The sequence below is a fragment of the Salinisphaera orenii subsp. halophila YIM 95161 genome (assembly GCF_003732545.1).
GTDB classification, from domain to species: domain Bacteria; phylum Pseudomonadota; class Gammaproteobacteria; order Nevskiales; family Salinisphaeraceae; genus Salinisphaera; species Salinisphaera orenii_A.
This window is the reverse complement of the sequence record NZ_AYKF01000067.1, coordinates 1-13,631: the sequence shown is the minus strand read 5'-3', so window position 1 is coordinate 13,631 and position 13,631 is coordinate 1. Positions and strand designations below refer to the sequence as shown.

13 protein-coding genes are annotated in these 13,631 nt (G+C 67.4%); 6 read left to right on the top strand and 7 right to left on the bottom strand.

Annotated elements, in window-relative coordinates; all coding sequences use genetic code 11:
- Positions 1 to 12 precede the first annotated feature (12 nt).
- From rseP to rpsB, 7 genes are all read right to left on the bottom strand, one after another.
- Positions 13 to 1,374, bottom strand: a complete 1,362-nt coding sequence (gene rseP / locus SAHL_RS05770) for an RIP metalloprotease RseP (RefSeq protein WP_123590454.1) — start codon at positions 1,372 to 1,374, stop codon at positions 13 to 15.
- Positions 1,375 to 1,479: 105 nt separating this feature from the next.
- Positions 1,480 to 2,310 (bottom strand): phosphatidate cytidylyltransferase, encoded by an 831-nt coding sequence (locus SAHL_RS05765; protein WP_123590453.1) that lies wholly within the window; start codon positions 2,308 to 2,310, stop codon positions 1,480 to 1,482.
- A gap of 2 nt (positions 2,311 to 2,312) precedes the next feature.
- A complete protein-coding gene (gene uppS, locus SAHL_RS05760) occupies positions 2,313 to 3,035 on the bottom strand; it encodes a polyprenyl diphosphate synthase (RefSeq protein ID WP_123590452.1) in 723 nt (240 codons plus the stop codon).
- 23 nt (positions 3,036 to 3,058) lie between these two features.
- Positions 3,059 to 3,616: a ribosome recycling factor gene (gene frr / locus SAHL_RS05755; RefSeq protein WP_123590451.1), complete on the bottom strand. Its 558-nt coding sequence runs from the start codon at positions 3,614 to 3,616 to the stop codon at positions 3,059 to 3,061.
- A complete protein-coding gene (gene pyrH / locus SAHL_RS05750) occupies positions 3,613 to 4,359 on the bottom strand; it encodes a UMP kinase (protein ID WP_123590450.1) in 747 nt (248 codons plus the stop codon). The genes frr and pyrH overlap by 4 nt, the downstream gene beginning before the upstream one ends.
- Positions 4,360 to 4,481: 122 nt before the next feature.
- Positions 4,482 to 5,363, bottom strand: coding sequence for a translation elongation factor Ts (tsf, locus tag SAHL_RS05745; protein ID WP_123590449.1), 882 nt, complete (start codon positions 5,361 to 5,363; stop codon positions 4,482 to 4,484).
- Positions 5,364 to 5,390: 27 nt separating this feature from the next.
- A complete protein-coding gene (gene rpsB, locus SAHL_RS05740; RefSeq protein ID WP_123590448.1) occupies positions 5,391 to 6,305 on the bottom strand; it encodes a 30S ribosomal protein S2 in 915 nt (304 codons plus the stop codon).
- Positions 6,306 to 6,550: 245 nt separating this feature from the next.
- Here rpsB and map point away from each other — a divergent pair, with 245 nt between their 5' ends.
- From map to dapE, 6 genes are all read left to right on the top strand, one after another.
- Positions 6,551 to 7,315 (top strand): type I methionyl aminopeptidase, encoded by a 765-nt coding sequence (map, locus tag SAHL_RS05735; protein WP_123590447.1) that lies wholly within the window; start codon positions 6,551 to 6,553, stop codon positions 7,313 to 7,315.
- A gap of 1 nt (position 7,316) precedes the next feature.
- Complete coding sequence (gene glnD / locus SAHL_RS05730) at positions 7,317 to 9,986, top strand: [protein-PII] uridylyltransferase (RefSeq protein ID WP_123590446.1); 2,670 nt, start codon at positions 7,317 to 7,319, stop codon at positions 9,984 to 9,986.
- Entirely contained in the window at positions 9,983 to 11,191 is a 1,209-nt protein-coding gene (gene dapC, locus SAHL_RS05725) for a succinyldiaminopimelate transaminase (RefSeq protein ID WP_123590445.1), read from the top strand. The genes glnD and dapC overlap by 4 nt, the downstream gene beginning before the upstream one ends.
- Positions 11,192 to 11,268: 77 nt before the next feature.
- Positions 11,269 to 12,093 carry a 2,3,4,5-tetrahydropyridine-2,6-dicarboxylate N-succinyltransferase gene (dapD, locus tag SAHL_RS05720; RefSeq protein WP_123590444.1) on the top strand — a complete coding sequence of 275 codons (825 nt, stop codon included), beginning with the start codon at positions 11,269 to 11,271 and terminating at the stop codon, positions 12,091 to 12,093.
- A gap of 16 nt (positions 12,094 to 12,109) precedes the next feature.
- Positions 12,110 to 12,460, top strand: a complete 351-nt coding sequence (locus tag SAHL_RS05715; RefSeq protein WP_123590443.1) for an ArsC/Spx/MgsR family protein — start codon at positions 12,110 to 12,112, stop codon at positions 12,458 to 12,460.
- 1 nt (position 12,461) lies between these two features.
- Positions 12,462 to 13,598 (top strand): succinyl-diaminopimelate desuccinylase, encoded by a 1,137-nt coding sequence (gene dapE, locus SAHL_RS05710; protein WP_123590442.1) that lies wholly within the window; start codon positions 12,462 to 12,464, stop codon positions 13,596 to 13,598.
- Positions 13,599 to 13,631: the final 33 nt, after the last annotated feature.

The following is a 13,631-nucleotide window of genomic DNA, read 5'->3' as shown; positions in this document are numbered from 1 at the left end:
TAAACAGCTCCGCTACCCGAGCAAGCGCAGGATATCGTTGTAGAAAGCCAGAGTCATGAGCATGAGCAGGGCAACCATGCCCGCCTGCTGACCCGCCACCTGTACAGCCTCGGACAGAGGCCGCCCCCGTATCCATTCGATCGAATAATACAGAAGATGCCCCCCATCCAACACCGGGACGGGCAACAGGTTGAGCACCGCCAGACTGACGCTGACCAGTGCGAGGAAGCCGACGAACGCCTCCAGACCGACGCTCGCGGTCTGACCGGCGATGTTGGCGATCTGAATGGGGCCGCTGACGTTGCGCCAGGACACATCGCCGGTGACCATGCGCGCCATCAGCCGCACCGTCAGCGCCGAGACCTCCCAGGTCTTGTCGACCGCGGCGGGAATCGCCGCCAGCGGGCCGAGCTGGCGCGTGGTGCGCATGGCATCCCAGGCCGCGGCATCGACGCCGATGCGCGCCCCGAGCTGGCCGCGGGGCTCACCGTCGTCGCTATCGACCCGCGCCAGCGTCACCGGCAGTGTGAGCCGTTCGCCGTCGCGGGTGACGTCCAGTTCGACGCGTTCACCCGGCCGCGCCTGGACATAGTCGACCAGGGCCTGCGGCGAATCCAGTGCCCGCCCGTCGATGGCCGTGACATCATCCCCGCTCTCGAGACCCGCCCGTGCCGCGGGGGAATCGTCGACCACGCCCGCGATCCGCGGCGTCGCCGGCGGCTGGTAGGGGGCGAGCCCCAGGCGTTCGAACAGCGCTTCCGGATCGGACGGCGCGCTGCTCAGATCGATGGTGATCGAGCGTCGACCCGCGTCCGGACGCGCCACATCGAGGGTGATCGGATCGCCGTCGAGGCCACGGTCGAGCAGCGTCAGGCGCAGCTCCTGCCAGTCACCCACCGCACGGTCGTCGATCGCCACGATCTCGTCCCGGGCCTGCAGGCCGGAGGCCGCCGCCAGCGTGCCGTCGGCGACCGGACCGATCACCGGCTTGATGCCGGCGACGCCGATCATGAACACGAACCAATAGGCCAGAATGGCGAACAGGAAGTTGACGCCCGGGCCCGCGGCGACGATGGCGATCCGCTTGGCCGGATGCTGTCGGTTGAAGGCGTAGGGCTTCTCCGATTCGGCGACCGCCCCTTCCCGCTCGTCGAGCATCTTGACGTAACCGCCCAGCGGAATCGCCGACAGCCAGTACTCGACTCCGGAACGGCGACCGGTGAAGCCCCAGATACGCGTGCCGAAGCCGATCGAATACCGCAGCACCTTCACGCCCATCCGACGCGCGACCCAGAAGTGGCCGTATTCGTGGACCGCGACGAGGATGCCGATCGCCACGATGAATGCCGGTACCGACATCAGCCAGTCAGACATGCGTTTTGATGCTCCCTGTGAACGGCGATGCGCGGCACGGCGTCACGGCCTTCGACCGCGGCGCTGCCGACATGATCCCTCGGTGACGAAAATTCCCGATTGCAGCTAGACCTGCGCCGGCAGCCAGTGCAGCCCGGCAACAAACCACGGCGCGGCCGCGAGCACGCTGTCGAGACGGTCCAGCACGCCGCCGTGGCCCGGAAACAGCATACCGCTGTCCTTGCGCTGTGCGTGTCGCTTGAACATGCTGATCGTGAGATCGCCGACTATCGAAACGGCCGCGACCCAGCCGGCCAGCACCATGAAGGCGATTGTACGCCCACCGCCGTAACCGAGCAGCCATGCGGCCGCAGCGCCCATGATCATGGCGGCGACCAGACCGCCCACAGCGCCCTCGATCGTCTTGCCCGGACTGACGCGCGGCGCCAGCTTGTGGCGGCCAAAGGCCTTGCCGGCGAAATAGGCGCCGGTGTCCGCCGTCCAGACGAGCACGAACAACGTCAGCAGCAACAGCACGCCGTCGTCGCTCTGGTGCAGATAGGTCACCGCAGCGACCGGCGCAACCAGCGCGACGACGCCGACGGCCGCACCCGGGCCGAGGCGGCCAAGCACGTCGGACCAGCCCTGCGGGTAGCGCACGATCCAGGCGATCGCGGCCAGCCACCAAAGGCATGCCAGACCGATCACGAACAGTTCCGCGCTCACCGGCAGCGGCGCGTTGCGCAGAAGCAAGACCAAGCCCATCACCGCAGCAACGACCGCGACGAACACACCGCGACCGGTGGTCTCGAGGCGCACAAGGCCGCCCCATTCCCAGGCGCCGAGCAGCATCAGCGCCGAGAATACGAGCGCGATCGCGCCGGTCGGCAGAAACAGCATGCCCAGGACCGCGATGGGCACCACCACGGCCGCGGTCGCGATTCGCGTGGCCAGCATGCTCAGCGGCCCGGTGCGGCCGCCTCCGGCAACCGACCGAAGCGCCGCTCGCGGCGGGCATACCAGTCGATCGCTTCCTCCAGCGCCTCGCGATCGAAGTCCGGCCAGAGACGATCGGTGAAGTAGAGCTCGCTGTAAGCAAGATCCCAGAGCAGGAAATTGCTGATCCGGCGCTCGCCGCCCGTGCGGATGAACAGATCGGGCTCGCGCACGTGCGCCAGGCTGCGATAGCGGCCGAACACCGCTTCCGTGATGCCATCGGGATCCAGCCGTCCGGCCGCGCAGTCGCGCGCCATCTCGCGGGCGGCGCGCACCACGTCCCAGCGTCCGCCGAAGTCGACCGCAACGACCAGATCGAGACCGTCGTTGTCGCGCGTGCGCGTCTCCGCGGTCTCCATGGCGCGCTGCAAGCCGGCGGAGAAATGGTCGCGCTCGCCGATGAAACTCAGGCGCACGTTGTTGTCGTGGAGCGAACCGAGCTCGCGCTGGATCGTCCGGCGAAACAGGTCCAGCAGCAGCCGGACTTCCGCACGCGGACGCTGCCAGTTCTCACTGGAGAAGGCGAAGACCGTCAGCACCCGGATACCGGTCTCGCGGGCGCTCTCGACGATCGCCCGGGCCGCGCGCGCGCCCGCCCGATGACCGGCGGCGCGCGGCAGACCACGCGCGTTCGCCCAGCGGCCGTTGCCGTCCATGATGACGGCCACATGTTCGGGAACAGTCATGGCAGCGACGTCCGCGTGATGGCTCAAACCGTCATGATTTCCTGCTCCTTGTCCTGGAGCAGGCTATCGATGCGGGCGACGTGCTGATCGGTCAGCTTCTGGATATGCGCCTCAGCGGCATGCTGGTCGTCGGCGCTGATGTCCTTGTCGTTGAGCAGCTCCTTGACCGTGGCGTTGGCATCGCGACGCACGTTGCGGACCGCGACCCGCGCATCCTCGGCCTCGGCCCGGATCACCTTGACCAGGTCCTTGCGGCGCTCCTCGGTCAACGGCGGCAGCACGATGCGGATGACTTCGCCTGCCGTCGACGGATTGAGACCGAGATCCGCGCCCATGATCGCCTTCTCGATCTTGCTCACCATGGACTTCTCCCACGGCTGGATCGTGATCGTGCGCGCATCCTCGACGGACACGTTGGCGGCCTGATTGATCGGCACTTCGGTGCCGTAGTAGTCGACGGTCACGTGATCGAGCAGGCTCGTGCTCGCCCGACCGGTGCGGATCTTGCTGAAATTGTCGCGCATGACGCTGATGGTCTTGTCCATGCGCTGCTGGGTATCCTTGTAGATGTCCTCGATCATGCTGTGGCTCTCGTCGTATTGTTGTCGACCAGCGTGCCGACATCGGTGGCGCCGTCGACGATCCGCAACAGATCCCCCGCGCGATTGATGTCGAACACCCGTAGCGGCATGCCGTTGTCGCGGCAGAGCACGATCGCCGTCGTGTCCATGACCGCCAGACGCTGGTCGATGACCTCGTCGTAGGTGAGATGCGTGTAGCGGCGGGCGCTGCTGTCGCTGACCGGATCGGCGCTGTAGATGCCGTCGACCTTGGTCGCCTTGAGCATGAGATCGGCGTTGATCTCGATCGCCCGCAGGCTCGCCGCCGAATCGGTCGTGAAGAACGGATTGCCCGTGCCCGCCGCGAAGATCGCCACCCGGCCCTTCTCGAGATGCCGGATCGCACGACGGCGGATGTAGTCCTCGCACACCTGATTGATCCGGATCGCCGACATCACCCGGGCGGTCATGCCCTGGTTCTCGATCGCATCCTGCAGGGCCAGCGCGTTGATCACGGTGGCGAGCATGCCCATCTGGTCGCCGGTCACCCGATCCATGCCGCGCCCGGCCAGACCCACGCCGCGGAAGATGTTGCCGCCGCCGACGACCAGCGCCACCTGCACGCCGGCCTCGATCAACTCAGCCAGTTCGCGAGCGAGCCGCTCGGCCACATCGGCGGAAATACCGTAGTCCGACTGGCCCATCAGGGCCTCGCCACTGAGTTTCAGCAATATGCGTCGATAGGTCGGCTTCTTCTGGCTCATCGACAAGCGTGCACGTGGGAGGACATGGGCAAAACTCCGGCCGGGTCAAGATAACAGTACGCACGGCCCGCCGACGGCGGCGGGCAAAAAAAACCGGCTGCCTCGGCAGCCGGCATCTTTCTTCAGGCGGTCTTCTCGGCTTGCGCCTTGACTTCGGCCGCGAAGTCTTCCTGCTTCTTCTCGATCCCCTCGCCGACTTCGATCCGGGCGTAGTCGGTGATCGTCGCGCCCTGCTGCTTGCAGAGCTGCTCGACCGTGACGTCCGGATCCTTCACGAACGGCTGACCCATGAGCGTGATCTCGGCCAGGAACTTGCGCAGACGACCGTCGACCATCTTCTCGATGATGTCGTCCGGCTTGCCGGAGTCCTGCGCCTGGGCGACGAGAATCTCGCGCTCCGCCTGGCGGCGCTCGGCGGGCACGTCGTCGGCCGACAGATGCGCCGGCGCGGTCGCCGCGACGTGCATCGCCAGATCCCGGGCCAGCTCCGGCTCGCCACCGGACACCGCCACCGCACTGCCGATACGGGCACCGTGTTTGTAGACGTCGAGCCGGCCCTCGGCGGACTCGATGCGCCGGAAGCGACGCACCGTGATCTTCTCGCCGAGTTTGGCCACGAGGGCACGTCGGCGCGCCTCGATGTCCTCGCCGTCGATCGTCAGCGCGCCCAGCGCGTCGACGTCGGCCGGATTCTCGTCCAGCACCACGCGGGCCACCGCCTCGGCGAAGGCGATGAAGTCGTCGTTCTTGCCCACGAAGTCGGTCTCGCAGTTGACCTCGACGAGGACCGCCGACTTCGCGTCCTCGGACACGACGGCCGCCACGCGGCCCTCGGCCGCGATGCGGTCAGCCTTCTTGTCAGCCTTGGCAAGACCTTCGCGGCGCATGGCCTCCGCCGCGGCCTCGATATCACCGTCGGCGGCCTGGAGCGCCTTCTTGCACTCCATCATGCCGGCGCCGGTGCGCTCCCGGAGCTCTTTCACCAGAGCAGCGCTAATCGCCATCACTAATACCTCTCGAAAACTGCAGTGTTACTTGTCGGCGTCGTGCGCGTCGGACTCGCGCGGCTCCTCGGCCGGAACCGAAGCCACGTCGCCGAGAGAGGCGGTCGCCCGCGGCTCGGACTCGCCCTGGGATTCCTGGATGACCGAATTCTGGGTCGCCTCGCTGGCGGCCTGCGCCTCGGCCGGCTTGCCGGGCTCGTGCGCCGCGCCCTCTTCCTGGACCTCGACGATGTCCTCGCTTGGACCGGTGAACTCGCCCTTGCTGCCGCGACCGGTCAGAACGGCATCGGCCACCATCTCGGTGTAGATCCGAATGGCGCGAATGGCGTCGTCATTGCCGGGGATCACCACGTCGATGTTGTCCGGCGAGCAGTTGGTGTCGACCACGGCGATCACCGGGATGCCGAGCTTGCGGGCCTCGTCGACGGCGATCTTCTCGAAGCCGACGTCGATGACGAACAGCGCATCCGGCAGGCTCGTCATCTCCTTGATGCCGCCGATCCCGCGCTCGAGCTTGTCGCGCTCGCGGTGCAGGTCGAGGCCCTCGCGCTTGGACAGCTTGCGGATCGAGCCGTCCTCGATCATCTGCTCGAGATCGTGCAGGCGCTGGATCGAGTTCTTGACGGTCTTGAAGTTGGTGAGCATGCCGCCCAGCCAACGATGATTGACGAACGGCATGCCGCAGCGCTGGGCCTGCTTGCCGACGGCCTCGCGCGCGGCGCGCTTGGTGCCCACGAACATGACGTTGCCGCCGTTCGCAGACAGCCGGCTGATGTAGTTGTAGGCATCCTTGATGAGCGGCAGCGTCTCTTCAAGGTTGATGATGTGGATCTTGTTGCGGTGGCCGAAGATGTAGGGGGCCATCTTCGGGTTCCAATAGCGCGTGCGGTGGCCGAAATGCACACCCGCCTCGAGCAACTGGCGCATGCTGACTTGACTCATATCGTTTCTCCGGGTTGATCCTCCGCGCCTCCCATGAGACAACCCGTCGACGTCATGCCGACCGGCACCCCGTCTCATGTGCCGAAGCGCGTGTGTATTTTCGGCGGTCGAGCCGCCGGATTTCGCCTCGCATTGCCGCGAGCGCGAGCGGTTTATACCATAGCCGCCCCATTCAGGCCACCGATGCGGCGCCTCGACACGGCCCCGCTACCCCGCAACGCCGCCCCAGAAGGACAGCCACACCCATGAGCGTGACCCTAAAGACGCCCGAGGAACAGGACAAGATGCGCGAAGCCGGCCGCCTGGCCGCGCAGGTGCTCGACATGATCGGCGAGCACGTCCGGCCCGGCGTGACCACCGACGAACTCAACACCCGCTGCCACGACTTCATGGTGGACACCCTCGGCACGACCCCGGCGCCGCTGAACTACCACGGTTTCCCGAAATCGATATGCACGTCGATCAACCACGTGGTCTGCCACGGCATCCCCGGCGACAAGAAGCTCAAGAAGGGGGACGCACTCAACATCGACATCACCCTGATCAAGGACGGCTACCACGGCGACTCGTCGCGGATGTTCTTCGCCGGGGAGCCGTCGATCAAGGCCCGGCGACTGTCCGACGTCGCCGAGGCCGCGATGTACGAGGGCATCGCCGCCGTGCGGCCGGGGGCCACGCTCGGCGACATCGGGGCGGTGATCCAGACCTATGTCGAGGCACAGCGCTGCTCGGTGGTACGCGAATACTGCGGCCACGGCATCGGGCTGGGCTTTCACGAGGAACCGCAGGTGCTGCACTACGGCGAGCCCGGGACCGGCCTGCGCCTGGAAGCGGGGATGACCTTCACCATCGAACCGATGGTCAATGCCGGCAAGCGCCACGTGAAGGTGCTGCCGGATGGCTGGACCGTGGTCACCAAGGATCACAGCCTGTCCGCGCAGTGGGAGCACACCGTGCTGGTGACCGCCGACGGCGTGGAGATCCTCACGCCGAGCCAGACGGCCGCCTGAGGTGACCGACCCGATCGATAGCGCGCCCGACGCCCCGGCCTCGTCATGGGCCGATTTCCTCGAACGAGCGGGCGCGATTCAGGGACGCGAGATCGCGCCGGCCCGCGACGTCCTCGCCGAGGGCGCACGCCGCATCGAGGCCGCCTTCGAGGCCGGCGCGCATATCGACAGCCTCGTCACCGCGCGCAGCGAGCTGGTCGACACCGTGCTGGCCGGCGCCTGGGAGACACTCGTCGACACCCCCGACGCCTGCCTGGTCGCGGTGGGCGGCTACGGCCGCGGCGAGCTGCTGCCGCATTCGGACATCGATCTGCTGATCCTCTATCGCGACGGCCAGCTCGACGACATCGGCCCCGCGCTGGAAGCGTTTCTGATGCACCTATGGGACATCGGGCTGGAGATCGGCCACAGCGTGCGCTCGCCGGTCGAATGCGCCGAACGCGCCACCGACGACATCACCATCATGACCAACCTGATGGAGTCGCGCGCGCTCGCCGGCGACCTGTCGCTGTTCGCCGCCATGCGGGCGGCGACCTCGGCCGAGCACATCTGGCCCTCGGCCGAGTTCTTCAAGGCCAAGGTGGACGAGCAGCAGACCCGTCATGCCCGCTACGACGAGACCGCCTACAAGCTGGAACCCAACGTCAAGGAATCGCCCGGCGGACTGCGCGACATCCAGACGATCGCCTGGGTCGCCAAGCGCCAGTTCGCCACCGACACCCTCGACGGACTCGTGGACTACGGCTTTCTGAGCGCGCGGGAGTTCACCGAACTCAAGCGTGGCCAGGCGTTCCTGTGGCGGGTCCGCTTTGCGCTGCACACCCTGACCGGTCGCGCCGAGGATCGGCTGCTGTTCGATCATCAGATCCAGATCGCTCAGATGCTCGGCTACAGCGACGCCGAAAACACGCTGGCGGTCGAGCAGTTCATGCAGCGTTATTACCGCAATATCAAGGCGCTGTCGGCACTCAATGATATTTTGCTTCAACTGTTCTCGGAAGCGATTCTGCATCCGCACCAGACCGAGCGCCCGCGCCCGATCAACGAGCGTTTCCAGGCGCGTCACGGCTTCATCGAGGTGACCGCGGACGACGTCTTCACCGAAACCCCCAGCGCGCTGCTCGAGATCTTCTATCTCATGCAGACCCGGCCGCGCCTGACCGGCATCCGGGCGCATACCCTTCGCCTGATGCGGCGCGACCGCCATCTGATCGATGAAAACTTCCGCAGCTCAATCCATTGCCGGCGTCTTTTCACTGAGATTCTGCGCCAGCGCAGCGGCGTGACGCGCGCGCTGCGGCGCATGAACCGCTACGGCGTGCTCGGGCGCTATCTGCCGAATTTCGGGCGCATCATCGGCCGCATGCAGTACGACCTGTTCCACACGCTCACGGTCGACGAACACACGCTGTTCGTGATCCGCAATCTGCGCCGACTGGCATTGCCGCGCTTCGACCACGAACTGCCGTTCGCCAGCGAACTGATGCAGACACTCAACAAGCCCCAGATCCTGCTGATCGCGGGGCTCATGCACGACATCGCCAAGGGGCGCGGCGGCGATCATTCGGTACTCGGCGAACGCGATGCCCGGGAATTCTGCACGAACCACGGCCTGTCCTCGGACGACACGGATCTCGTCTGCTGGCTGGTGCGCCAGCATCTGCTGATGTCGATGACCGCCCAGCGGCGCGACATCAACGACGTGACCGTCGTCAACGAGTTCGCGCGCGAGGTCGGCAGCCGGGCCCGGCTGGACCGCCTGTTCCTGCTGACGGTCTGCGACATCCGGGCGACGAATCCCAGCCTCTGGAACTCCTGGAAGGAAAGCCTGCTCGTCGATCTGTACACCAGCACGCGACGCGCGCTCGAGCGCGGTCTGGACGATCCGCTGGACGAGGACGAGCTGATCGCCGAAACGCGCAGTGCCGCCGCCGCCCTGCTCACCCGTACCAAGGTCAACACGCCGCGTTTCAAGGCCGTCTGGGAACGCTTCGAGCCGGATTACTTCCTGCGCCACAGCCCCGAGGAGATCGCGCGCCAGACGCGCGCCATCGTCAGCCACGAGGGCCGCGACGGACCGCTGGTGTCGCTGACCTACATCGAGGATCAGGGCACGACCCTGTTCGTCTACACGCGCGACCGCGACTATCTGTTCGGCGTGACCACGGGGGTGCTCGCCCAGCTCGGCCTGTCGATTCTCGACGCGCGCATCAATTCGACGCGCGACGACTACACGCTGGACACTTATGTCGTCTGCGACGAGAACGGCGAGTCGATCACGGAGGAGTATCAACGCTACGAGGTCGAACAGGCGCTGATCGACGCCATCGCCGACCCGGCGGTGCAGCACATCGACGTGACCCGGCGCGCCTCGCGTCGCAGCCGCTATTTCAATGTGCCGACCCAGATCTACTTCAGCGAAGCGACCGAACGCGACTGCACGATCGTGGAGATCATCACCGCCGACCGCCCCGGCCTGCTCTCCGAAATCGGCGATGTATTCCGCGAGTCCGGCATCCTGCTCGAAACCGCCAAGATCGCCACCATCGGCGAACGGGCCGAGGATATCTTCTTCGTCACCGATCACGACCATCAACCGCTGCGCAATCGCGCCCGGCTGCTCCAACTGCGCCAGACGCTGACCGCCGAACTCGACAAGACCGGCCCATGAATCCCCGACTCGACGCCCTCCAGCCCTATCCCTTCGAAAAACTCGCGCGACTGGTCGCCGATGTCACCCCCAACCCGGACCGATCACCCATTTCGCTGGCCATCGGTGAGCCCCAGCACCCGCCGGCGGCCTGCGCGCGCACCGCGCTGGTCGAGCATCTCGATGGCATCGCGCATTATCCCCCGACCCGCGGCGGGCCGGCGCTGCGCGAAGCGATTAGCGATTGGCTGATAAATCGCTTCAATGTTCCAGCGCAATGGATTGATCCCGAACGACATATACTGCCAGCGGCGGGCACCCGCGAGGCGCTTTTTTCGTTCGCTCAGGCGCTCATCGACGACCGCGCCAGCCCGACCCCGCGGGTGGCGATGCCGAACCCGGGCTATCAGATCTACGAGGGCGCTGCCCTGCTGGCCGGCGCCCAGCCGCTCTACCTGCCCTGCCTGCCCGAGACCGGCTTTCTGGCCGATCTCGACGCGCCGTCCGCCGCCGACTGGGATCGTGTCCAGCTGCTGTATCTGTGCTCGCCGGGCAACCCCACCGGGGCGGTCGCCGACCTCGACTATTTCAAGCAGGCGCTGGCGCTGGCCGATCGACACGATTTCGTGATCGCCTCCGACGAGTGCTACAGCGAGATCTATCCGGACGAGAGCGCGCCGCCACCGGGCCTGCTGCAGGCCGCGGCGGAAACCGGGCGCGACGATCTTTCGCGCTGCGTCGTCTTTCACAGCCTGTCCAAGCGCTCCAATCTGCCGGGCCTGCGGTCCGGCTTCGTCGCCGGCGACGCACGCGTGCTCGCCGATTTCGTGCGCTATCGCACCTACCACGGCGCGACCCTCGGGGCCCACGTCCAGGCCGCGAGCATCGCCGCCTGGCGCGACGAGGCCCACGTGCGCGCCAACCGCGACCGCTATCGCGAGAAATACGACGCCGTGATGCCGCGTCTCGCGCCGTTCTGCGACGTCGCGCGGCCCGCCGGCGCCTTCTATCTCTGGCCGGCCTTCGACGTCGACGACGAGGCACTCACGGTGGCCGCGCTACGCGACGAGAATCTGCGCGTGGTGCCGGGTCGCTATCTTGCGCGCGAGGTCAATGGCGTGAATCCCGGGCGCGGCCGCCTGCGCCTGTCGCTGGTGGCCAATACCGGAGGCTGCGTCGAGGCAGTGGAGCGGCTGGCGCGCGTCTGCGAGGCGCGGACGCTCTAGGTTAGACTTCGCAGCCCGACAAGGCCGAGCCATGCACGACCCGCATCGGGGCCACCGATGCGCCGAAGGGAGAGATCATGACCGACACCCAGAAGATCATCGAGGACGCATTCGACAACCGCGATGCGATCTCGCCGGATTCCGCCGACGACAGCGTGCGCAGTGCCGTACAGGACGCGCTCGACCGGCTCGACGCCGGGCAGGCACGCGTGGCCGAGCCCCGGGGTGACGGCTGGGTCGTCAACGAATGGCTGAAGAAGGCGGTGCTGCTGTCATTCCGTCTCCGGGATAACCAGCCGATCGAAGGCGCGCACACCCGCTATTTCGACAAGGTCCCGGCCAAGTACGCCGACTTCGATGCCGCGGACTTCCAGCAGCAGGGCGCGCGCATCGTCCCGCCGGCGATGGTGCGCCGCGGCGCTCACATCGCCCCCAACGCCGTGATCATGCCCAGCTACGTCAATATCGGCGCCTATGTCGGCCGCGGCACGATGGTCGACACCTGGGCGACGGTGGGCTCCTGCGCCCAGGTCGGCGACAACGTGCATCTGTCCGGCGGCGCCGGGCTCGGCGGCGTGCTGGAGCCGCTGCAGGCCGCCCCGACCATCATCGAGGACGACTGCTTCATCGGCGCCCGTTCGGAGATCGTCGAGGGCGTGCGCATCGGCCGCGGCTCGGTGATCTCCATGGGCGTGTTCATCGGCGCGTCGACGCCCATTTACGATCGTGAGGCCGACGAGATCGTGCGCGGCGAAGTGCCGGCCGGGTCGGTGGTGGTCGCCGGCAGCCTGCCGCGCGACAACGGCCGCTACAGCATCAACGCGGCGATCATCGTCAAGAAGGTCGACGAGAGCACGCGCGCCAAGGTCGGCATCAACGAGCTGCTGCGCAGCGCCGAATAACGCGGCGGGGTCCACGATGATCCACCTCTACGGCATCGATAGCTGCGACACCTGCCGCAAGGCCCGGCAGTGGCTGGCCACGGCCGGCATCGACCACAGCTGGACCGACCTGCGCCGTGACGGCGTCGATCGCACGCGCCTGGAGCGTTGGCGCGCGGCCCTGGGCGAGAATGCGCTGATCAACCGTCGCAGCAAGACGTGGCGGGACTTCGACGCGGACATGCGCGCACGCGCCGAAGCCGATCCCGTGCCGGTCCTGCTCGAGCATCCGACGCTGATCAAGCGGCCGATTCTGGAGACCGCCACGGACACCCTCGCGGGCTTTTCCGCGGCGCGCTACGAGGCCGCGCTCGCCGGCGCCGACTGACATGGCGGAGGCGGCACTCGAACTGGCCCGGGCGCTGATCGCGCGCGCCTCGGTCACACCGGACGATGCCGGCTGCCAGGCGCTGATCGCCGAGCGCCTGGCCGCCGCCGGTTTCGAGATCCATCACCTGCGCTTCGGCGAAGTCGACAACCTCTGGGCGGTGGCCGGCGGCGGCGGGCCGCTGCTGTGCTTTGCCGGGCACACCGATGTTGTGCCCCCGGGGCCCGTCGTGGATTGGCATCACGAGCCCTTCTCCGCAAAACTCGCCGACGGCTGGCTCTACGGCCGCGGCGCGGCGGACATGAAATCCAGCGTCGCGGCGATGGTCTGCGCCGCGGAGCGTTTCCGCGCGGCCCATCCCGATCACGCCGGTCGGCTGGCGTTTCTCATCACCAGCGACGAGGAAGGCCCCGCCGTCGACGGCACCCGGGCCGTGGTCGACTGGCTCGCCGAGCGCGATATCACCATCGACTACTGCGTGGTGGGTGAACCCTCCAGCACCGCCGCGCTCGGCGACACGCTGCGCAACGGCCGCCGTGGCAGCCTCAACGGCCATGTGCGGGTGCGTGGCCGGCAGGGCCACGTGGCCTATCCGGACAGCGCCGACAACGCCCTGCACCGGCTTGTTGGGCTACTCGCCGAACTCGGCGCCCAGCATTGGGACGACGGCGACGATTTCTTTCCCCCGACTTCTTTTCAGGTCTCCAACATCCAGGCCGGCACCGGCGCGGAAAACGTCATCCCCGGCACGGCGGAGGCCCGTTTCAACTGGCGCTTCAATCCCTGCCAGGACGAAGCCGGCCTGCGAGCGCGGGTGGAACGTCTCGCCGAGGCGCACGGCATCGACACCGACGCCTTCGAATGGCGGCTGTCCGGGCATCCGTTCGTCACCCGCCCCGGCGCGCTGATCGATGCCACCCGGGCCGCCGTCGCGGAGGTCTGCGGCACGGCGCCCGCGCTGTCGACCGGCGGCGGGACGTCCGACGGGCGCTTCATCGCCCCGACCGGCGCCGAGGTGATCGAGCTCGGTCCGCTCAACGCCACCATTCACCAGGTCAACGAACACATCGCCGCCGCCGACGTGGCCCGCCTCAGCGACATCTACGAACGCATCGCGGCCCGCCTGCTCGGCGGCTGACGGCCGCGGGCGCGACGGCGTCCGCCGCCGCTC

Bases quoted from the DNA above. Each gene is read 5' to 3' on its own strand.
- rseP (WP_123590454.1), bottom strand. From the start codon at position 1,374: ATGTCTGACTGGCTGATGTCGGTACCGGCATTCATCGTGGCGATCGGC.
- SAHL_RS05765 (WP_123590453.1), bottom strand. From the start codon at position 2,310: ATGCTGGCCACGCGAATCGCGACCGCGGCCGTGGTGGTGCCCATCGCG.
- uppS (WP_123590452.1), bottom strand. From the start codon at position 3,035: ATGACTGTTCCCGAACATGTGGCCGTCATCATGGACGGCAACGGCCGC.
- frr (WP_123590451.1), bottom strand. From the start codon at position 3,616: ATGATCGAGGACATCTACAAGGATACCCAGCAGCGCATGGACAAGACC.
- pyrH (WP_123590450.1), bottom strand. From the start codon at position 4,359: ATGAGCCAGAAGAAGCCGACCTATCGACGCATATTGCTGAAACTCAGT.
- tsf (WP_123590449.1), bottom strand. From the start codon at position 5,363: ATGGCGATTAGCGCTGCTCTGGTGAAAGAGCTCCGGGAGCGCACCGGC.
- rpsB (WP_123590448.1), bottom strand. From the start codon at position 6,305: ATGAGTCAAGTCAGCATGCGCCAGTTGCTCGAGGCGGGTGTGCATTTC.
- map (WP_123590447.1), top strand. From the start codon at position 6,551: ATGAGCGTGACCCTAAAGACGCCCGAGGAACAGGACAAGATGCGCGAA.
- dapC (WP_123590445.1), top strand. From the start codon at position 9,983: ATGAATCCCCGACTCGACGCCCTCCAGCCCTATCCCTTCGAAAAACTC.
- dapD (WP_123590444.1), top strand. From the start codon at position 11,269: ATGACCGACACCCAGAAGATCATCGAGGACGCATTCGACAACCGCGAT.
- SAHL_RS05715 (WP_123590443.1), top strand. From the start codon at position 12,110: ATGATCCACCTCTACGGCATCGATAGCTGCGACACCTGCCGCAAGGCC.
- dapE (WP_123590442.1), top strand. From the start codon at position 12,462: ATGGCGGAGGCGGCACTCGAACTGGCCCGGGCGCTGATCGCGCGCGCC.